This window comes from Rania fehmarnensis, assembly GCF_056494185.1.
Genome location: NZ_CM151398.1, coordinates 3,875,541 through 3,896,708, shown reverse-complemented (window position 1 = coordinate 3,896,708; position 21,168 = coordinate 3,875,541). Strand labels below are relative to the sequence as shown.

The following is a 21,168-nucleotide window of genomic DNA, read 5'->3' as shown; positions in this document are numbered from 1 at the left end:
CTGCTAAACTATCTCTAGTCCGCCGCGCTGCTCTCTCAGCCGGCGGGGGATGGTATCGTACTTCTTGGCGGACGACTTCAATGAGCTTCTGGCGATCGCTGTCTCTTCTGGTATGCACGGCTTGTTTCTCATCTTGGGCACTAGGCCAAGAACCGCCACCACCAGCCGCTGCTGCTACGCAATCAACCCCGCCTGTTGCCGCTGCGCCACCTGCGGTTTATCCGCTGGATGCCGTGGGACTGGCCTCAGGTGACCTGATCATCGTCGATCGAAACTTGCCCGGCCTATGGAAGCGTAGCGGTGAAGAGCTCAAACCGCTGGTGACTGGCCCCAAAAAGTATCGTCAACCGCTAAATGCCCCGCGAGCAGTAGCGGTGGATAAAGATGGCAAGATCCTCGTGTCCGACACCAGCACTCGCGAAATCTATCGCTTGGATGATAACAATCAACCAGTAGCGTTAACCGGCGGTGCCATCGGCATACCGCAGGATATGGCTGTCAGGGCCGACGGATCGATCATGGTCGCAGACATGGAAACCCACGCACTGCTGCGCGTCTCGCCCGATGGCAAAGAGGTCAAGAGCATCGCCAAAGTCAATCCGCGCGGCGTGTTTGTCGACAAAGATGACAATGTATGGGTTGTATCTCAAGACCCGCAACAACTTCAAATCGTCGCAGATGACGGTACCAGTAAAGCCATCGTCGACAAACGCACGTTTGAGTTTCCTCATCAAGTCGTGGTGAATTCCAAAGGCGAAGCCTTTGTATCCGACGGTTATAAGAAGGCTCTGTGGAAGATCGCACCCGGTGGCGCACCGGAAGTGGCTGTCTCGGGTGCTCCGCTAGACAACCCCGTCGGCCTGGCACTGGTCAACGACGAAGTCATCATCATCGACCCGCGAGCTGCCACCGTATTTCGCTTCAAAGATGGTAAAGTCGAACCTTGGTTTACCGTCAAGTAAGACTTTGGACGCGTCACCAATCTATTCCCAATCTCTTGCGAGATCGGCTACGTGCCCAGACCCCTCCCGAATCTCGCAAAGCCTCGATTCGACCTCCCCAAGGCGAAGCCTTGGAGAGGTGACTGTCACCTCTCCCGCGCAGCGGGGGAGGTCGCAGACGAGGCGTTCAGCCTTCGTCTGCGGGAGGGGGCCGGACGCTAGGTAAGACTCCTGCGGTACTAACCACCTCCACTGCCAAGACCCCTCCCGAATCTCGCTAAGCCTCGATTCGACCTCCCCAAGTCGAAGCCTTGGGGAGGTGACTGTCCGGCGCAGCTAATCCAAACTTTCCAAACCTTCGAGTTCCGTACGCAGGCAATGCAGCACGCGCGAGCGGGCCTTATAAACGGCCCAGCGCGACATCGACAATTCGGTCGCAACTTCATCAGGCGTCAAGCCATCGACCACTGTCCGCCAAAAGGCATGCCAGGTCGAAGGTTCAAAACTGGTACGCATCAGTGCCAGAGCGCGTCGAACAACTTGCTGCCGATCAACGTCATTGGCCACCTCCATGTTCGATGCTTGACTATCACCAACATTGTTTTCCGTGCTGGCACTGACAGCCTGCATGTTCTCGAGATGTGTACTACCACCGCGGGCAGTTGGTTGTCGCTCTGCGCGACGAGCCAGATCGGCAGCTTTATTGCGAGCGATTGTCCACAGCCATCCGCGAAAGGTCGCCCCTGGTCGACTACTGTCGAAAGTTGGCAAACGCGTCGCCAGCGCCGCAAAAGTCTCTTGAGTTGCATCGGCCGCGTCATGCGGTTGCAACCCAGTTCGCCGCGCCCAAGCATAGACCAGGGGACCATACAGTTGCACAATCTTCTGCCACGCCACTCCATCGCCCGAACTAGCGCGACCTAACAAGCTGATCGAAGTCGGCACCGAAGTTGGTTCAACCGTTATCGACATAGATACGTCTCTAAATGTTGTGGACAAAGGTGTGAAGAGGCTGTGGGTGGCAGCATATCACTGTAGCCGAAGTCGCCAGACTTTGGACGCCTCACCGAGTAATACTTGAGTCTTGCGTAGTGCTTTGCCCCCTCCCGCTGCGCGGGAGAGGTGACGGTCACCTCCCCAAGGCTTCGCCTTGGGGAGGTCGAATCGAGGCTTTGCGAGATTCGGGAGGGGTCTGGGAAGTACAGGTGGTTAGTGCCGCAGGAGTCGAGCCTAGCGTATGGCCCCCTCCCGCCGACGACGGCTAAACGCCGCGTCGGCGACCTCCCCCGCTGCGCGGGAGAGGTGACGGCCACCTCTCCAAGGCTTCGCCTTGGGGAGGTCGAATCGAGCCTTAGCGAGATTCGGGAGGGGTCTTGGCAGTGCGAGTGGTTAATACCGCATGAGTTTTGTCTAGCGCATTGCCCCCTCCCGCCGACGACGGCTAGCGCCTCGTCGGCGACCTCCCCCGCTGCGCGGTGGAGGTGACGAGGAATTTTCCTGTCCAACGCTGGCGATAGATAGTTAGTGGCGGTGCCGAGCTGACAACTTTCTATACTGAAAGCATGAACATGATTGCCAATGCTGAAAAATGTATCCAGCGCGACGAGTTGGCTGATTGGCTGGCGGGACGATTGCCCGCGGAGCGGTTTGCGAGCGTGTTGCAGCACGTAGAATCGTGCCCGCGTTGTATAGAGCTGGCCGAGCAATCTCATGGTTCATCATTTTTCTCGTGGATAGCTCGCGCGGTCACGGCAGCTGAGCCTATTGGCTTCAATCACGAACCCGAATGCGAAGCGGTCGTGGGGCAACTGCTAATGGAACCACTGGCGCGTGCGCTTCAACATCCGCCTGGGACCCTGCCGCTGGAGATGCTGGGGCCTTACCGCTTACTCAAGTGGCTTGGCTCAGGCGGTATGGGAGCCGTTTACCTGGCCGAACATCAACGCTTGAAACGTTTGGCCGCCATCAAGCTATTGCCGCGTGAAAAGTTGCTGCAATCTGGATGGCTTGAACGCTTCAATCGCGAGATGACTTCGATCGCGGCCTTGGAACATCCTAACGTCGTGCGGGCCATGGACGCCGGTGATGAAGCGGGCTGGCACTTTTTGGTGATGGAGTATCTGGATGGCTTGGACTTGAGCAAAGTGTGTCGTCGACTGGGGCCGCTCCCACTACCCACTGCCTGCGAAGTTGTTCGCCAAGCGGCGCTTGGTTTAAGCGCCATTCATGGTTTGGGCATGACTCATCGCGACATTAAGCCTTCCAATCTCTTTCTCACCAAAACGGGTTCCGTGAAATTGCTCGACTTGGGCCTGGTACTTTCGGGCGATTCGCCTTTGGCCACCGATGAGCGATTAACGACTGTGGGTCATTTGATGGGCACTCTCCCCTATATGGCTCGCGAGCAATTGCTCGATGCCAGCACCGTGGACTTGCGCGCCGACATCTACAGCCTGGGCGCCACCTTTGTTCACTTACTCACTGGTCGAGCGCCGTTTGGATCGGTCACCAACCTGGCTCAGATGATTCAGACCATCAGTTCGACTGATTGTCCACCACTTACTTCGCTGCGCTCAGACCTACCCGACCAAGTTGCGCAGCTGGTCGACCGTATGCTCAGCCACCAGCCTCACCAACGTCCTCAATCGGCTCAAGAGATCGCCGACGAGTTATTGGCACTGTCCGATAGCCAGTCAACTGCTCCACTGGCCCGAGCAGCCCTCAGTCGCAGTGATGAATCAAGCTCCGCGCCAGTCGCGTCTTTAGTCCACCCTGTCCATCCTCTGTTGCCGCTGAAAAACAACTCAGATCAAGCGAGAGGCCGCTGGCCATGGTGGATCGCCATGCTGCTAATACCTGTGGCGTTTGCAGCCGGAATTATCGTGATGATAACTACCGACACAGGCACGCTGGTCATTGAATCTGATCAACCTGGTGTGGCCGTGAAAGTATCGCAAGGCGAAAGAGTTGTTGAAGAGCTGCGCATTGATAGACAGCCAGGCATCCTGCGACTGAGCAGTGGCAAATATGAAATTGAAGTCAGCGGGGTAGACGGCGACGACCTATTGATCAGCGATTCCCATGTGGCCCTCATGCGTGGCGACAAGCAGGTCGTCAAGATCAGCCAGCGACCAGCCAGCGGTGCAGACCAGCCGCTCATGAACAACCAAGTTGCAGCCAGCGAGGCCACCACGATGTACCAAGGCAAGCCCTTGGTTTATTGGATGGATGTTTTCGAACGCGAGAAAGATGTAGGCACACTGGCTAAAGCCATGCAAGCCATCCAACTATTAGCCGAAACAGATGAACAAAAACTGAAAGCTGCTAAATCATCACTGCTCATCGCCCGTCGACTGGGCGGCATGATCATGACAGGTCGACCGGAGAGCGGATTTTCGGATAATCCATCGGGCTGGTTCATGACGGAGTTGGTGGACCTCTACCCACGCTTCTTTCCAGAGCCCGGATTTCAAGCCATCATCGAGGAACTCGAACAGGGCAACGAGCCAAGCGGACTGGCCTGCATCATGCTCCTCAGTGCCTTTCCGAATAATAACTTCGGGATCCAAAGTACCGTTCAGAAAGCCGAACTTCTCGCGAACATGGCCTTGTCTCCCGAGTCGCGTGAGCAACTTACGAGGTTGGATGCCGGCCTGGAACAACTAGGCAAGAAACTTACCAACGAGAACCTGCGATTTCTTGATTATGTGACCACCTGGCGATCGATGGTAGTCGTCGCTCTGGGACACAATCCGAGTGAGGATCAAGAGCTTGTGCGTGGGGCTCAGGCCATGCTTGCACGCGCGGAAAACAGTTTAAACGCCGCAACGACGCCGATTGCGTTTGGCATGACACGCGAGCGCAGCCCGTTAAACTCCAGCTCAGCGCTGGTCATTCACCGCATCCTCCCCGACAATGCCAGCCTCGCGGTCCTGCTAGGGCTGCTCGAACCCTCTTTCGACAGCCGGGAAGAAGATCTGGTTGCTGCCTTAACGAAGTTAGCAAACACACATCCGCGCGAAACCGCTCAAGCCGTCGCTCAGCACTTTGCACGAACAGAACCGTCAACTGGGTTTGGCGGCATGTCCGCTGCGACACCAGTAACCAAGCGTACTCAAATAGCGATGAAGTCGCTGCTCTCTCATTCGCCTGAATCGATGACGATCGTCAAAGATTTAATGAGAATTGTTGACCTCAAATTGCCCAGCATCTTTTCGCAGCAAGACATTGAGAGTTTGCTCCGAGAGTTTGCGTGGCGGCTGGCCCAAGAATCCAACGCTAATGGTGAGCCGGATAGCTATGTAAAAACCTTGGTGGCTACATTTTTGGCGGCTCAGTATGGACTACTGGCTGAACATGAACAGGAGATGCTTCTTTTGCTGCTCAAACGTGACCCAATCGACATACCCGTAGTTGACAATAATCGCATATCCGATTGGTCAAGCTTGGTTTCGATTTGGGAAAGTGATCAGCCTGGCAAGGTTGATGCGTTCGCAGTTGGGCACTACCGATTTGGTCTGAAAACGCTTCTGGAAAAGTATCCGGCCGCGTTTCTGAACGCCTATGCCGACTTACTGGGGCACGAGCCATACCACCCGGAGCTTGGCTGGTACATGCATCAGTTGGCCATGTTTTTGCATGCCAACACTCCGCCCGATCGCCGCTTATATACTCGACCCATCGAGGCGCAGCCGGCCAACAAGCTCACGCGGCTATTGGCATCACCTGACGGTCAGGTGTTACTTGAAAAGCTTGAAGATGCGCACAGTAAGGCCTTAGCGCGGTTGATGGAAAATCGAAGCTCACCTAACGCCAAAAATCAACCTGCACTAAGCATGCTGTTGATGATGCGTGTGACGTTAAGTGTTTATCGCCAGTCCCAGCCGCCCGACGCCGAAGGGATCAAGCAAGCTTTCGATTTACTGTTTTCCGCCCAACCACGCTACCAAAACTTGGTCCATGTGCTGTATTACACCCGCACCTACGGCTTTGATTCCCTTCCCTTTGAAGTCGTGACCTACGTTGAAAATGAGATTGCTCAAAGCGAGAACTGCGAGGCCATCGAGAAATTGATTCAAGGCCTACACCAATCTCGACCGACCGAGTTCTGCAATTTCTTCACTGAGTACCTTGAGCGTTTTGTGGCCACCATGGCCAAAACCGAAGAGCTAGCCAAACAGTCGCCCACAACGCGCGGAGGACGGAGCACTCAGGCTCCTGCCGAAAATGTGTTTGGAGGCTTAGACGCCACATGTGGCGGCTGGTATCGCTCGATCACACAACCACTCATCGACAATCCCGACACCCGCGACCGCGCAGTAGCGGCTCTCAGCCGCATTATCGACCGCTTACCACCCGGCACCGAACACCGCCTGCGCGACTTGTTACCGTAGCCGAAGTCGCCAGACTTTGGATGCGTCACCAATCCAATCCCAATCTCTAGCGAGAAAGGCGACGTGCCCAGACCCCTCCCGAATCTCGCTAAGGCTCGATTCGACCTCCCCAAGGCGAAGCCTTGGGGAGGTGACTGTCACCTCCCCCGCGCAGCGGGGGAGGTCGCAGACGAGGCGTTCAGCCTTCGTCTGCGGGAGGGGGCCGGAAGCTAGGTAAGACCCCTGCGGTACTAACCACCGGCACTACCCAGACCCCTCCCGAATCTCGCTAAGGCTCGATTCGACCTCCCCAAGGCGAAGCCTTGGGGAGGTGACCGTCACCTCCCCCGCGCAGCGGGGGAGGTCGCAGACGAGGCGTTCAGCCTTCGTCTGCGGGAGGGGGCCGGACGCTAGGTAAGACCCCTGCGGTACTAACCACCGTCACTACCCAGACCCCTCCCGAATCTCGCTAAGGCTCGATTCGACCTCCCCAAGGCGAAGCCTTGGAGAGGTGACTGTCACCTCCCCCGCGCTGCGCGATGGGGCACGTTACCGACGACGAACTAACAGCTGATCCAAATCGTAATGGGGCCACCAAGTAGCCGGGGGATTTCGGTCGAGAACTTCTTCGTTCTCCCCTTCGCCAGTCGGGCGATTGAGTGCGTTAATGACTAGCAATATGTCCAGTGGAGTTAGTTCACCATCGCCGTTGGTGTCAAAATAATAGTCCTGCAGTGAAGTTGCGGGACGAGATTGTGTGACTGCGACTTCCGAACCTTGCCGAGTAAATTCGTTTAGCCGCTGAATGCTGAGCAGCGCATCGAGCGGAGTGACGACTTGGTCATTATTTACATCGACTGAGTTGGCAGGATTTTGTCGGAACGTATTCGCATCTGCGACCGCTTGAGTTTCGGAGGTTTCGACGAACTTCCATCGTCCAACGACGCCACTATCCAAATCTACGTAGAAGAGATTGCCATCGGGCCCTTGGACAATTTGCACTACGTATTGCGCATCTGTGGCAAATACTCGAACGTTTGAGATGTTGCCGGCTGCATCGACAGAGGCGGCCCGCACGATTCCCTGCCCGAGATCGTTAAAAAAGATGTTAGAAGCATACTCTGCAGGATAGTTGCTGCCACTATACACTGTGCCCATGACAATTGCGTTGATGCCGTCTGCTGCGTGATTGAGTGCGTAAGCGGCAGGTGTTGCAATTTGTCCGCTCTGATAGAACGCTTGAGATTGAGGCAAGGTTTCGTACCCAACGTTGACCCGGTTGACACCATTGCCACCTTCATAATAGGGCCAACCGAAATTGGCGCCCGCGTTGGCTGTGTCAATTTCTTCCCACTGTGTCCACCCCACGTCGCCAATGAAGACGCGACCGCTTTGCGGGTCAACAGCCATGCGAAAGGGATTTCGCAAACCATACTGCCAGACCTTAGATCGGTTACTATTTACATCACCGTCGAAGAATGGATTGCTAGTCAGCCCGCTGCCGGTGATTGGATCGATGCGCAGAACCTTGCCGGAGAGATTATCGAGGTTCTGGACACGCACCGCACGTGGGTCGACTGTGTTGTACGATGCACCATCACCCGTGGAGACCAACAAAGCCCCGTCGGGCGCGAACGCTAAGGAGGCTACCGAGTGTGATTCGCTATCGCTGTTAATGAAATCGCGAATATAGTTGCCATTGGAATCCAGTCCGCCTTCCGTGGCCTGTATGTCAATGGTGCTGTTAACAAAGGCATTGAAGTTCTCCCAGGTGCTGTTACTGCCCAGGAGCACAACTTCACTGCCAGCCAGCGCAGTCGAATAGTTGCTGGCACTATCGGCCGTAACACGCACTAGTCGTCCAGCTCGATTGCCAACACCATCCGGACCGGCCAGGCCGTCACCGATGTGCTGAAACACCTCCATTGGATCATAGGTGTATAGCAAGTACATGAAGGGCACGTTAGGAAAGTTGGGATGCAATTTGATGTCCAGCAGTCCTCTATCACTGGCTGAATTCACCTGATCAGACATATCCAAGAACGGTTCAGAGAGTCTCAAGCCATCGCGGACAACCACAACTCGGCCCTGCTTTTCAGCGACATACATCGTGTTGGATGGCCAATAGAAATCAATGGCCGTGGGCAACAGCAAGCCGCTGACCAGTGGTTCGTTGACTAAAGTCGTAGGCGGTGGCGCGCTGGGCAACGGATCTGGACGTTCAAAGTCGAGTTGCCAGTCATAGAGCCGATGAGCTTGAGGCGCACCACTGGTCGCGGCGCTAAAGCCAAAATAGGCCCGATTTGCTATTAACGCTCGCAGATCAACAGAGTGCACGAGGGTCGGCAATTCAGGTTTGATTTTAGTGGTTGACACGTAAACGCGCAGCGAGTCGCTGTCGCCGTCGTAGTCAACCCAACAATAGACTGGATTGCCAGAGTTAAGATTGATATTCAGCCCCACCCGAGCCAGGGCATTGAGCGTGTCTCCGCTAGCGTAAATGGAGAGTCGATTGGCGGCTAGCTGAGAACTATCGCCAATCGTATCGAAGGCAACTGCCAGGCTTTTGCGAATGCCGCCATATCCCAAACCTGAGCCCCCGGTGCCTAAAACTCCAGCCCCACGACTGTCGTAGTGGATAACGAAGGCGAGTCCATCGCCACCCGTACCAGGCGTAGTGCGGAACTGAAAATAGGTCCGAAACGAAGTATCATGCTGGATAGGTACCGATGTCGAATAAAACGCAGAACCGCGGCGGCCAGGCAAGTTATTGGTTAGCTGAATCGTGTTGTAAGCAGCCGCCGCATAGCCATTGATGCGCATGCCTGTGGTCGATGCAAAGTAGTTGTAGTTCGGCAAGACCAAATCGTCATCGGTGATCGTGATCGTCCCCGTGCGCGGAGCCAGTAGTTGGGCACCTCCTGTCGGATTTTCTAGCACCACACTCAGTGATTCCGGGGTCTCGATTGTGGAATCATTTAAGATCGTTACCAACAAAGTCTTTCGAACTTCGCCTGGTCCGAAAGTGATTCTTCCATTGCCATAGACATAGTCACGGTTGGCCAGAGCTGTGCCGGCGTTTAATTTGTAGTCAATGGTGACTGTACCATCGGTTCCAGCGCTACGCACGATAGCCACTTCTACAGTACCGCTATCCTCACGTGTGGCAAATTTGCTTGATGCCAGACCGATCGCACCAGGCCGCCGCATGGGACTGACATACTCAAAGTACCCGTTAGAATTCAGCCATTCCGATTGCCAGAATCCCGGTAATGTCAAATCCAGCGTGGGTACATAAGTACCTGTTGAATAAGTCGTATCCGCTTCCGTTTGAAACGTCGAACCGTCGATTACGATTCGATCAACACGCAAATTGTAGTCAATAGGCGGCTCATACACATCGTTGAGAAACCAGACCTGAATCTGGTCTGCAGTGACAACAACGGGATACTGCAATGCCAGTCGACTAAAAACCAACTGATCCGCATCACCTCCAATGGAGAGCCAGTCATTGGCAGTTTGGCCGCCGATAACGAGCGATACATTTTCTAGACCACTGGTGCCGGCGGCGTAAACCTCGATCAGCGAGCCAGGACCAGTGGCATATTGAAAGTAGCCGTTGCCATGCAAAACCTCGCTCCGACGATAGCCCGGTTGAATTCCATCCTCAGGGAGCCACGTACCTGTCGAATAGACGGTGGAGTACTCGGTCTGAAAAACAACACCGTCCAGAACAAGTTTGTCTATGTGAAGATTGCGATCCGAGCTTCCGCCGACGAGTGCATCATTGGTAAACGCGACGCGAATCTGATCGGCAGTTAGCGTTGACTCGGAGTGATACGAATACTGATAGAACTGTCGTTCATAAGGCGCGCCGCCTATGTTCTGCCAACTCCGAACCGTTTGCCCATCGATGACCAACGACATCTGCTCGCTGCCAACTTCACCAGCGGCATACAAGGTTATGTCACTGGCCAAGAGCTCTCTGCGCTCAAGTCGCTCCAATCCAAGCCGGTGCCGTCTCACGTAACTCACTCCCAAATCACCGAACCGCATCTCGAAAAACTGTCGACTGCTCGGTTAAGCACACGGACTTCTCCGGCTCGGGATTGGGCGCCAAAGAACCGACGAAGTTTACCGACTCATGAGAGCTAGTTTAGTTGGGGGCATCTTGGCAAGCTACGCCGAAAAAAAGAGCCAAGACCCCTCCCGACGGTGGAGTCTTGGGGAGGTGACTGTCACCTCTCCCGCGCAGCGGGGGAGGTCGCAGACGAGGCGTTTAGCCGAAGTCTGCGGGAGGGGGCACGGCGCTAGACAAGACACCTGCGGTACTAACGACCTGAAATGCTCGACTCGGGCGATACAGAGTTGAACGTATAATCGGCGCTGGAGGCATGGGACCCCTTTTACATTTGTCTTCTAACCCAGCTATTCCTTTTGCGGCTGAATGAGTTTCGCGTTTCCCACGTCTGTAGTATCGAGCTTGTAGAATGGCGCGTGCATATTGCCCCAAATAAAGGCGTTGGGCTTCGAAGCATCTTGAAAAACCGCGGGAGGTGGTAACATTCTCTCTAAGTATTCAATGCTCGCGCGCCCTTTGAGTACCTTAACCTCTCCCTCGCAGGCCCAAGACTCGCAGAGACCGCTCAGCGTGATCATCTTTCTAACTTCTTTGCCGGCAACATACTCGATCGCATACATCGGAGAGTGACCGCAAAGAGACTCGTCCGCTAACGCTGAACAGTCGTCCGCCAGCAGCTTTTCTAGCTCATGCGATTCCGCACTTGTAAGCCAACGTGTTGCGATCAAGTCCGTCTTGTTGGCGTTATATTTCGTGTCGAACACGGCATCAGTATGCTGAACGAGTCGTGGATCGATCAGATGAACTCTAAGCAACACGTCATTCTTGATCGTCACCTGTGCGAGCGTCGTGCTGGAAAGTAGGAGGAGGGTCAGAAAGCTGGTGATGTAGGGCATTGCGCGTGGCCTCGCTGGCTTCCTGAAAAAGGTTGTCAGGTCCATTTTTCCAATCAGTTGTGTGAAGGGCTGTATGTCACCTCCCCCGGCGAGAGGTCGTCCAGCTTTTGAGTTGTGCAAATCTATGCGTAGCATTGCCAGTGCCACCCAATGGCCTTTGTATTTCGATAGTCAAAAGCTGTGCGATTTCCTCAATCAAGTCAAATCGTACTCGAATTCGTAGAGGTGCTGACCGTCGACGATGTTCAGCTTGAACACGCCTTGGATACCTGCCAATTCGCCGGTACCTGAACCAGGCACGACGGTGATCGACAGCGCTTGGTTACCGTCGCTCATCGTGCCCGAGTGCTGAAATACAAAACTGCCGGCTCGTCCCTTTAAGGTTCCAGTTACTCTTTCAATAGCGACGTAACCTGCCGATCCTTTGATGGGCGTAAGGGCCGTGAGCATCTCTCCTTGACCGACTGCACTTAGATCACCTTCGAACTGCTTGCTTAGCGACATGCGACCGGTGCTGACGCCGTCAGATTCCACTGCATCTCCCTGCGGCTTCAGCTCGACTTTGAACGAACCTTTAGCAACTACTGACATGACATTGGTTCCATACGGGATGTGAAAAATGGCGCCGGGTCCTGGGTCAGGTCCAATTTTCCAGTCTTCAAGAAAATTGACCTGACCCTTTTTCTTATTGCGGTTTTCATTTGGCGAGGACCGTTGTGGTTCGGACCGTAACTACCATACTTATATCAAAATTGGCCATCAGCTGTTCATGACACAAAAGTGAGTCGAACAGCACATCGACTTGCAGGGCTAGCACATGGACACATCCAATTCGGGACTAGGGCACAAACAGGAATCGAGGATAGGGGTTAGCACAAACCATATCGGATTGAAGAACATCCACCCGCGCTGGTGGCGAAGTGGCAGCCCGGCAGCTAAATGGAAAAAGAAAAAACGAGTTAGTTCTCTTTTCCAAACCTCAAGGAAATAGACCTGACCCCGCTTTTTAGCGAGCCAATCGTATTCCGCTGAATTGCCAGCGGGCGTGGGCGGGGAAGAAGTTGCGGTAGCTCGCGCGTATGTGATCGCTGCTGGTGGCACAGGATCCGCCGCGCAACACATATTGGTTACACATGAATTTGCCGTTGTACTCGCCAATGGCACCTGGGCTGGGTCGATAGCCCGGGTACGCGGCGTACGAGGATGAAGTCCACTCCCATACGTTGCCCAGCAAATCACCTAAGCTAGACGAATGACTGTCGATAGCCTGAGGATGTATAGTGACGCCGCTATCGATTAGTTGATCAACGAATAACCGCGACAACGGTCGCTGCTGCGCGGCTTGCTCCCATTCGAACTCAGTTGGCAGCCGGCCACTGGACCACCGCGCATAGGCATCGGCTTCGTAATAACTGATGTGAACTATGGGTCGCGTTTCATCCAGTCTCTGCAAGCCAGCTAACGTAAACTGATACCACTGGTTGTCGCGCTCGAGCCAGTACAACGGAGCTGTCCAACGCTCTTTTTCGCGACAGCTCCAGCCCTCGGACAACCACAGCTCCGGCCGTGCGTAACCACCATCATGCATAAAGGCCAAGTATTCGCCACAAGTTACCGTGCGCGTGCCCAGGTCGAAGTCAACTGTCAACGCTTGATGCCGCGGCAATTCGTTGTCATATGCGAAGGGACAGCGGTCGCAGGCCCCAATCTCTTGAATCCCGCCAGCGAACCTTTCAAACCCCAGTGCTTGAACCGGCGAGTTCGACAGCTGGAATCTGTTTTCAGAATCCCGCGCTTGATAAACAGGAAACATCGGGTTCAGAGCCAAAGCATGCTTGATGTCGGTTAGCATCAGCTCTTGATGCTGCTGTTCGTGTTGCAAACCTAACTCAAGCAAACGCTCCGCTCCGGCTGAATCCGTCCAGCCTTCACGAAAGATCGCATTGCCGATGCGATCGTCAATTTCGCGGCGATAAGCCCAAACTTCGCGCATGGTGGGACGCGATAGCAAACCTCGACTGGCTCGCGGGAACTGCTCACCCAGAGCGTTGTAATATGAATTGAACAGGTAAGCGTAATCGCCCGACAAAGGTTCATATCCCGACGTCTGCGTCTTTAATACAAACGTTTCGAAGAACCAGGTCGTATGCGCCAGATGCCAGCGCAGCGGGCTACAATCGGGCATCGACTGAATGACGCAATCTTCGACTTCCAGTCCACTGCACAATCGCTCGGTGAAAGCCCGAATGCGCCGATATCGCTCGCCCAGCACGGAGTTCATCGGCGTCGATCCCCAGATTGCGTTTCAAAATATAGGATCGCAAAGTATCGCTGTGGATCGGTCCATTGGCCACGCAACGCAAACCCCGCGCGGAGCGCCAACTGACTGAAATCGTCAATCCGGTACTTGCGAGATACTTCGGTGTGGATCAATTCACCTTGCTCAAAGCTATATTCTTGACCCGCAACCCGGACGCGCTGCCGACAACAACTTCGCAATCCAATGTTAACTTGATGAGTCTGGGTATCGTAGACCGCCTGGTGCTCAAACTGATCAAGATCGAAGTTGGCATCGAGCTCGCGATTCATGCGCACGAGCAAATTCTTGCTGAAGGCCGAAGTTACACCTGCGCGATCATTGTAGGCTGCATTGATTACGTCGGGGTCCTTTTGCAAGTCGATCCCGATCAATAGTCCACACTGGCGACCAGGCGCCCAGTGTAAACTGTCCGCGTCGTCAATGTTCACCTGGTCACTGAACTGGCGAAAGCCGGTCATTTGCTGCAGCAACCGCTCCGACTGAGCACTCGATAGATTGCCGATAGTTGAACCGGGGCAATAAAAAACGATGGGTCCTGCATGCTGTAACTGTAACTTCGGCAAGTCTTTAGTGAAGTCGCCCGTACAGGGTCGAATACACAGGTGAGGAAACTCTCGTCGCAGTTCCCGAGCACTGCGCTGCAAGAATCGATCGGAGATGTCCAGCGGCACATAACTGTGCAAACACGACGATTCGCGCAAGAGCCAACGGGTCTTCTGGGAACTGCCGCTACCGAGCTCTACCAAAGCTGCATCATCGCCGATCAACGCTACCATTTCACCCACGTGGGCTTGCATGATCGATGACTCTGTGCGAGTCACGTAGTATTCGTCCACCTCACAAATACGATCGAACAGCTGGGAACCTTTTTCGTCGTACAAATACTTGGAAGGAATGGATTTACGAGGTCGGGAAAGTCCCGTGGTCACTGAACGAGCAAAGTGGCTCGAAGTGGATTTTGAAATGCGAATCATGGGGACTGACTTAAGGGGCTGTTGAACTGGGTGAGTAGTTTACGCGTCATAGCAAGCTACATGCCCAAAAACGAGATTGCGCCAAATTTGTGGGAATGGTCATATGGCAACTTGACCTGCGGTAGAACGATCCGGCCCCTTGCAGCCCCGTGACCATGGCAATTACGGGTTCCGTCCGGTGCAAGTTACGCGATTCTGTAAAGTCCGTTGGGCGAGTGAGTCCGTTAGGAAAAAGTGGCTTGATTCAGTTCGCAACAAAGTACCCAAGATGATCTGAACCTGCGATCTAAGCACGTGCACAAGTTCACGTGCTTAGCCTTTCAGTCATCGGCCCACCGAGACGAGCTCGGTGGTGTCGTAGATGATTGCTATGGTTCAATCGCAACACGGCCAGCGGGATTGGTCTGGGCAAATAGTAGCGCATCGTTGATTTGGTCGAGTCTGAAGGTGCGCGAGACGAACTGCTCGTAGGGAAACAGATCGAGCGATTGAGAAACAAGCGTCACCGCTTGCCGCAAATGGCGGAAGTCATAGTTATGCACACCACGGATTGTCAGTAAGTTCCATAAGACCAACGACAGGTCGATGTTCACATTGGCCTCGGGGAATGAGCAACCTATTTCGATGTAACGTCCGCCCTTGCGCAGCGCTGCCAGCCCTGAGGGCACTGCGGCCGGTACGCCAGCTAGTTCCAGAGCACAATCGACTCCGAATCCATCGGTCAGTTGCTGGATACGCTGCTGAACTTCACTCGGCGATAACTGCGACAGGTCGAGACAGTCGGTGGCGCCGAAACTGCGTATCATCTCCAGTCGTTGACTTTGCATATCGGTGACGATGATGCGACTAGCTCCGAAGAGTTTGGCAAAGGCCGCCGCATAACAACCTAGTCCGCCCGCGCCTTGGATCAGTACACTCTCGCCGGGTTTCAAATGAGCCGCATCTAGACCTGCGGCCACGGTCGCCGCCGCACAGTTCAGCGGTGCGGCACAGCGATACGTCACGTTATCAGGCAGCTTGAGCACCGCTGTGCCAGCATCAATCAGACAGTACTCCGCAAAACCACCTCGCAGATGCGGAGGCTGCTGACAGCTATCGTGTCCATATTTCCGCAGGCTCAAACACTTCATCGATAAATGATGTTGGCGACAGTAAATGCACCGGCCGCAACAACTGTGCAGTGTCCATGTTACGCGATCGCCTGGCGACAATTTGTGATTGGCAGCATCATGCGTCAAGTCCGACCCCAAGGCAACGACTTCGCCCACAATCTCATGTCCCAGGATGGCAGGCAGCGGTCCCGCGCGCTTACCTTCCCAAGTGTGCAAGTCCGACCGACAAATCGTACAGCAATGCACGCGAACAAGCGTTTCTTGCGCACCAGGGCTCGGCACCGGATATTCGCGCAACTCCAGTTCCTGTCCGGCGTGGGTCATCACCGCAGCCTGGCACGTGGTCGGTAGGTTGAAATTCATTGGCATTTAGTCAATCCGCATCTTTATCACGTAGCCACCGCTGCCAAGCGGTGGATAGTCAAACGTAAACCGTCCACCGTCTGGCGACGGTGGCTACGGCGCGAAAATTTCGACGCCGCACCAAATGATAGCGAGTATGCATGCCCCTGGAAATCGCTCTACAATAACTCCACTTCGGCAAACGGGCACTGTCCAACTACTTTATATATAAACTATTGCTGTCGCGGATAACAAATCACTTTTATTTCAAGCTCGTCAAACTATGAACCTACTCAGAACCCTGGCCATCTGTTTACTCTCAACTGCTGGCGGTGCAGCTCTGGCAGAGGATCCTCCAGCAGATCCTAAGCCGACGCATGCCAATGTCGCGTATGGACCTGACGAGAGAAACGTGCTCGATTTCTGGGTGGCGGACGGTGATCAGCCCCGGCCGCTGCTGATCTACATCCACGGCGGCGGGTGGTTGAATGGGGACAAAAGCAAGAAAGGTCCCGCCATTCAACCGTTTCTCGATCGGGGGATCTCGTTTGCGGCCATCAATTATCGCTTGACGCCACATCATCCTTTGCCGGCGCCGGTCCATGATGCAGCCCGGGCCATCCAGTTTCTGCGCACGCAGTCTAAATCATGGAACATTGATACGTCCCACATGGCTTTGACAGGTGCAAGTGCTGGTGCCTGCACATCGATGTGGTTGCTGCTGCACGATGATCTGGCCGATCCCAACGCGGCGGACCCCGTATTAAGAGAATCCACCAGAGTCTGCGGTGCGTCCGTCTCAGTCGGCCAGACTTCCATCGATCCGCGCGTCATCGAAGAGTGGCTGGGGCCCAACGTTTTGAAACATCCGATGATCGCCAATGCTGTAGGCGAAGCGAGCATCGAGGCTGCCCTGGACAAGTATGACCAACACCACGATCTTTATGTTGAGTTCTCGCCCATCAATCACGTGGATGCCAACGACCCTCCGTTGTTCATGACCTGCAGCGCTGAGATGGACCTGCCCTCGCGAAGCGCTGGTCACGGCATCCATCATCCTGTTTATGGAGTTAAACTCAAAGAGAAATCCGACGCCGCGGGACACGAATGCCATTTGGTAGTCCCTGGCTATTCAAAGTCGGACAAGTACTCGGACGGCAATGAGTTTCTATTTCGAATCCTCTTGGGTAAATGATGCGCACACCGGAAGATGAAAATCCTTACGCGCCTCCGCTGACCGACGGCCCGAGCTCACTTCCTGGTCCACCGCGCGTGTCAAATCGATCGCCGACACTGCTGGTGATCTCTATAATTTTCTTGATTGCTTTTGTCAGCTTCACGATTGTCCTGCTACGGTCTGTGCCTGCGGATCGCAAGGGCGGACTGCTATTCCTGTGTAACATCCCCGTCTTGTTAGGACTGGTTATTGTCTGCACCAGGTCAACGCATCTCGGCATTTATTTCAGCCTGGCCGCGGCCGGCGTTCAGGGAATGATTACGGCTGCCATGCTCTGGATGGATATTGGCGACATCCCTGCAGTACTCACCATCAACGCTGCGATCATCTTGACCCTGCTGAGTCTAGCCCTGGGGGCTTGGCGAATAGAAAAGAGGTCAGGTTTCTTTTCCAAACCCCAAGAAAATAGAGCTGGCCCCTTTTAACGTGGCGGAGCCGGTTTTGGTAGATCGACCACGCGGAGCGTTTCCCGATCGACATACACCTTGCCGTTGACATCGGTCGTTTCGACTTCGAATTGATGGGTACCGATGGTCAAGCCGGCCGGTAACAACGCACGCCACAAGTGATCAGTTTTGGATGGTGAAGGGAGTGGTGTGCCATTGGGTGGTGTTTCGCTCGCTTCGGCCGTCTTCATTTCAGCAAAATACGGATCGATGCCTTCGACGCGTTCCATCGGCATCCACTCGCCCTCTGGCAGTAGGCGAAAGCGGACCTTCGACTTCTGTGAGCCATTGAACACGTTGACCATCATAGCCGTTGAGAGCGCCTCGGATGGGTTTACTTCTTCGGGCATGTATATGTTCATCTGGTATTCAACCGGTCGGCGAGCAGCTCGAAATTCGAGATCGTACTTGCTGCCATCGAACGATATGATCGAGTAACCATTGGGTCCACCGTCGCTCATCGTGGCATGCGGAATTCCAAGTTCATCAGTAGCCCCACGCCACCAACTCCCGCAGACCGTGACGTTGACAAAGTGATGATGAGGCGCTGGACCATTAAAGCCATCTTCCTTGCCAATAAAGTGATGTTTCAAAAAGTGTGTATGCGCAGAAATCGACAACGCAAACGGACGCTGCTCGATCAAGCGATACAGGGCCTGGCGATCTTCGACATTGATCAGCGGAATATGCATCATCAGCACAACCAGTTGATCCTCGGGAATCATACTCAAGTCCTTCTTGATGAACATCATCTGCTCAGGACCCAAACCGCCGGTATAGTGTCCACGCTCGGAACCTGCTGCACCGTGCCAAGTTACATCATCCAGCACCAGGAAATGAACCGCGCCGTAATCAAACGAATAGTAGTTTGGCCCGTAGTAGCTCTCAAAGGTTTCGTCGGACAGCTTGTCATTGGGCGCGTCCAAGTTCATGTCGTGATTACCGATCACGTTGTACCAAGGAATGCCGACCAGCGCAATCGCCTGGTTATGGGGTTCGAACACGCTCAAGTCGTCGAAGACCACGTCACCCAGCGTCACACCCAACGAAGCTCCGTGCGCTTTGTCCGCTACAACCTGGTCGATGATGTCGTGAGTCATATACTCAACTTCGCGCACATTGCGTGGCTGCGTATCGCCAAACAGCAGCGCCTTGAACTGTTCAGGTTCTTCTTGACGAGTCAGCGGAAAATCAACTGACTCGGGCAGCGGTCCGGTAGGAGCGACCCCTGGGAACTTGGAGTCGGGTGAACCCGCGGGTTTGTGGATGTAATAAAACTGCGGTAGCTTGTGAGCATTGACCGGCGTCATCCAACCGCGTGGCTTGATCACAAAGATGACGGAGTCGTCCGAAACCGGCAGTGAATAGCGACCTTGCTCGTCGGTCGCGACAATATCCACTCCGTTGGACACCTTCACATCCTTGAGCCCCTTTTCATCACTGTCGAGTTTCCGATTCCCGTTCAGGTCCTCGAAAACAACTCCCCGCGCCTGCTGACCGGGTGGCGTGGAAGTCTGCGGTGGCTCTTGGGCATCACACAGATCAAGACAACTCAGGGCCATCAGCGACGCGACGCCAAACTTTCGAATCATCGATTCTATCCTTGCTCAAAATTCTCGCAGCCAGAAACTTGCGACACCACCGGGAGTCTATTGTGATTAGATTCAGCCGCGGTTTAAACTCGAACTTGCCAAAACTTCGCTGAAGAGTTGGCGGTCTATCGTAGCGGAACGCGTCAAGCGTTTCGTGCGTTCGATAACACCACCAACCACGAAAGCCTTGACGGCTTCCGCTACGAGTCCACGAAAGCCTTGACGGCTTCCGCTACCATGGATTGAAGGCTTACGTTACGGCTTGGCGCCAGACCCTACTGTACTAGCCTTCTCTTCGGCAATTTCGCTCTTTCGCAATCGAGCAGGTGTGTCCGGGATCCGCTCTTCGATTTTGTTGATGCGACCAGGTTGCTTCTTGAAAGCGAAGGCGTCGTATAGTTCGCCGATGGCGGTGCGAGCTTCGTATCGGAGGGTATCCCCGTCGACGTGAATGATTTGATAGAGCTGAGTATCTTCGGCTAGACGTTGCATGAACGAGTAGCGGGTATTGTTGTACATCTTGGGACCACTGACCGAGACGACATAGATTGTGCCGGTTTCCGGATCAACCGCTTGTACACCGGTGGCCACGTTGCCCACAGTCGCGGATTCTGTAGCAGCTTCCGTCGAGTTTGGATCGGACGGCACGCGCAAGCCAGTACGTCCGTAGGTGTGATCATGACCTTGCAGGACTAAATCTACTCGATACTTGTCAAAGAGTGGTTTCCAAGCTGCGCGCAGTTCTGGGTTGTCGCGATCTTTGCCAGTGGAGAAGATCGGGTGATGGAAGGTGCAAACGACCCACTGAGACTTGTTCTTGGACAGGATACCGTCCAGCCACTTCGTTTGGGCATCGATCTGTTCATTGCTGTTCATACCGATAAAGCGCACGTTTTGGTATTCAAAGGTATAACAAGATTCGTCTAAGCCTTCAGGCCCATGGGAGGGCAGCGCGAATTGGGGACGCCAGTGATGGCTGAGTCGACGTCCACCTTCGGTCAGTTTGGCCATTTCATGATTGCCGGGAACGGGTACGCTGGGCAGCATTGCATTTAGCCAGCTGCCTGCGCCGAACCATTCACCCCACTCGGCATCGGACTCGGCGTTGTTGATTAAATCGCCAGCGTGAATCATGAATTTGGCTTTGGGGGCATCGCTATACGCTTCGCGAATCACCCGCGACCACAGCGAGCGAATATTGTTTTGAGCATCGCCGAAGTAAATGAATGAAAAGGCTTCGGGTTTGTCTGAGGCCGTTGAAAAGTGAAACCATTCACTCCAGTTGGTACCATCGCCCACGCGGTAAGCATATTTGGTGGCCGGCTTCAGATCTTGCCACTCGACAGTATGGAAATGTGCTTCGTTGATATCGGTAGTGAGGGGCTGAGATTTAGCGGTGTACGGCGTTACTTTGCGCTCGAGATAAGGTCCTGCATCGGCTACCGCAAGTTCAGCTAGACCAACTTTCACTTCCGTGCTCGTTCGCCAGGTGACAGCTTGGGTTGTGCGAGGATCGCCAGTCCAGGTCAAGACAATTCGATCGGGCATGGCGGTGGGGCGATACGTATCTGCGGCCTTGACCGCGATCACTTGATGCTGCTCGTCATCGTGGCCAAAAAGCGGAGAACCACCGACGGCCACGCCCCACAACATCACGGACAAATAACGCTTCCATCGCTTGCCTGAAATCATCGAATAACCTCCAACTCTGATCATCCAAAAATTAAACTGATGCCCGATGACCGACAAGGTACCGATTTAGTTGAGTCGCTGGTTAAGAGACCAAGAACTTTTCGAATTTTCAGCGAGTAATTCAGCCGCTCCGCCCGCGCTGTCGCTTTCTCTGCGCAGATGT

13 protein-coding genes are annotated in these 21,168 nt (G+C 54.4%); 4 read left to right on the top strand and 9 right to left on the bottom strand.

The window, feature by feature from the left end; genetic code table 11:
• The first annotated feature begins 80 nt into the window (after positions 1–80).
• The gene (locus SH573x_RS13030; RefSeq protein ID WP_479355668.1) at positions 81–962 is read left to right on the top strand and encodes an NHL repeat-containing protein; all 882 of its coding nucleotides are present in this window, start codon (positions 81–83) and stop codon (positions 960–962) included.
• A 315-nt stretch (positions 963–1,277) separates the two neighbouring features.
• Here SH573x_RS13030 and SH573x_RS13025 read toward each other — a convergent pair whose 3' ends face one another.
• The gene (locus SH573x_RS13025) at positions 1,278–1,913 is read right to left on the bottom strand and encodes an RNA polymerase sigma factor (protein ID WP_479355667.1); all 636 of its coding nucleotides are present in this window, start codon (positions 1,911–1,913) and stop codon (positions 1,278–1,280) included.
• 590 nt (positions 1,914–2,503) lie between these two features.
• Here SH573x_RS13025 and SH573x_RS13020 point away from each other — a divergent pair.
• On the top strand, positions 2,504–6,334 hold the full coding sequence (locus tag SH573x_RS13020) for a serine/threonine protein kinase (RefSeq protein ID WP_479355666.1): 3,831 nt from the start codon (positions 2,504–2,506) through the stop codon (positions 6,332–6,334).
• A gap of 528 nt (positions 6,335–6,862) precedes the next feature.
• Here SH573x_RS13020 and SH573x_RS13015 read toward each other — a convergent pair.
• The 6 genes from SH573x_RS13015 to SH573x_RS12990 form a co-directional block, all read right to left on the bottom strand.
• A complete protein-coding gene (locus tag SH573x_RS13015) occupies positions 6,863–10,291 on the bottom strand; it encodes a PQQ-dependent sugar dehydrogenase (protein WP_479355664.1) in 3,429 nt (1,142 codons plus the stop codon).
• Between the two features lie 450 nt (positions 10,292–10,741).
• Positions 10,742–11,290 (bottom strand): hypothetical protein, encoded by a 549-nt coding sequence (locus tag SH573x_RS13010; RefSeq protein WP_479355662.1) that lies wholly within the window; start codon positions 11,288–11,290, stop codon positions 10,742–10,744.
• A gap of 195 nt (positions 11,291–11,485) precedes the next feature.
• Complete coding sequence (locus tag SH573x_RS13005) at positions 11,486–11,881, bottom strand: DUF3224 domain-containing protein (RefSeq protein ID WP_479355660.1); 396 nt, start codon at positions 11,879–11,881, stop codon at positions 11,486–11,488.
• A gap of 415 nt (positions 11,882–12,296) precedes the next feature.
• Positions 12,297–13,571 (bottom strand): ergothioneine biosynthesis protein EgtB, encoded by a 1,275-nt coding sequence (gene egtB / locus SH573x_RS13000; RefSeq protein ID WP_479355658.1) that lies wholly within the window; start codon positions 13,569–13,571, stop codon positions 12,297–12,299.
• Positions 13,568–14,584, bottom strand: coding sequence for an L-histidine N(alpha)-methyltransferase (egtD, locus tag SH573x_RS12995; RefSeq protein WP_479355656.1), 1,017 nt, complete (start codon positions 14,582–14,584; stop codon positions 13,568–13,570). The genes egtB and egtD overlap by 4 nt, the downstream gene beginning before the upstream one ends.
• A 368-nt stretch (positions 14,585–14,952) precedes the next feature.
• Positions 14,953–16,065 carry a zinc-binding dehydrogenase gene (locus SH573x_RS12990; RefSeq protein ID WP_479355655.1) on the bottom strand — a complete coding sequence of 371 codons (1,113 nt, stop codon included), beginning with the start codon at positions 16,063–16,065 and terminating at the stop codon, positions 14,953–14,955.
• A gap of 256 nt (positions 16,066–16,321) precedes the next feature.
• On the opposite strand from SH573x_RS12990, the gene SH573x_RS12985 reads away from it, so the two are divergent.
• On the top strand, positions 16,322–17,233 hold the full coding sequence (locus tag SH573x_RS12985; RefSeq protein ID WP_479355653.1) for an alpha/beta hydrolase fold domain-containing protein: 912 nt from the start codon (positions 16,322–16,324) through the stop codon (positions 17,231–17,233).
• Positions 17,230–17,700 carry a hypothetical protein gene (locus tag SH573x_RS12980; protein ID WP_479355651.1) on the top strand — a complete coding sequence of 157 codons (471 nt, stop codon included), beginning with the start codon at positions 17,230–17,232 and terminating at the stop codon, positions 17,698–17,700. The genes SH573x_RS12985 and SH573x_RS12980 overlap by 4 nt, the downstream gene beginning before the upstream one ends.
• Here SH573x_RS12980 and SH573x_RS12975 read toward each other — a convergent pair.
• Positions 17,697–19,313 carry a calcineurin-like phosphoesterase C-terminal domain-containing protein gene (locus SH573x_RS12975; RefSeq protein ID WP_479355650.1) on the bottom strand — a complete coding sequence of 539 codons (1,617 nt, stop codon included), beginning with the start codon at positions 19,311–19,313 and terminating at the stop codon, positions 17,697–17,699. The genes SH573x_RS12980 and SH573x_RS12975 overlap by 4 nt on opposite strands.
• Before the next feature lie 255 nt (positions 19,314–19,568).
• The gene (locus SH573x_RS12970; RefSeq protein ID WP_479355648.1) at positions 19,569–21,005 is read right to left on the bottom strand and encodes a purple acid phosphatase family protein; all 1,437 of its coding nucleotides are present in this window, start codon (positions 21,003–21,005) and stop codon (positions 19,569–19,571) included.
• Positions 21,006–21,168 lie beyond the last annotated feature (163 nt).

Coding starts and splice junctions, on each gene's coding strand:
- SH573x_RS13030 (WP_479355668.1), top strand. CDS start 81: ATGAGCTTCTGGCGATCGCTGTCTCTTCTGGTATGCACGGCTTGTTTC.
- SH573x_RS13025 (WP_479355667.1), bottom strand. CDS start 1,913: ATGTCGATAACGGTTGAACCAACTTCGGTGCCGACTTCGATCAGCTTG.
- SH573x_RS13020 (WP_479355666.1), top strand. CDS start 2,504: ATGAACATGATTGCCAATGCTGAAAAATGTATCCAGCGCGACGAGTTG.
- SH573x_RS13010 (WP_479355662.1), bottom strand. CDS start 11,290: ATGCCCTACATCACCAGCTTTCTGACCCTCCTCCTACTTTCCAGCACG.
- SH573x_RS13005 (WP_479355660.1), bottom strand. CDS start 11,881: ATGTCAGTAGTTGCTAAAGGTTCGTTCAAAGTCGAGCTGAAGCCGCAG.
- egtB (WP_479355658.1), bottom strand. CDS start 13,571: ATGAACTCCGTGCTGGGCGAGCGATATCGGCGCATTCGGGCTTTCACC.
- egtD (WP_479355656.1), bottom strand. CDS start 14,584: ATGATTCGCATTTCAAAATCCACTTCGAGCCACTTTGCTCGTTCAGTG.
- SH573x_RS12990 (WP_479355655.1), bottom strand. CDS start 16,065: ATGCCAATGAATTTCAACCTACCGACCACGTGCCAGGCTGCGGTGATG.
- SH573x_RS12985 (WP_479355653.1), top strand. CDS start 16,322: ATGAACCTACTCAGAACCCTGGCCATCTGTTTACTCTCAACTGCTGGC.
- SH573x_RS12980 (WP_479355651.1), top strand. CDS start 17,230: ATGATGCGCACACCGGAAGATGAAAATCCTTACGCGCCTCCGCTGACC.
- SH573x_RS12975 (WP_479355650.1), bottom strand. CDS start 19,313: ATGATTCGAAAGTTTGGCGTCGCGTCGCTGATGGCCCTGAGTTGTCTT.
- SH573x_RS12970 (WP_479355648.1), bottom strand. CDS start 21,005: ATGATTTCAGGCAAGCGATGGAAGCGTTATTTGTCCGTGATGTTGTGG.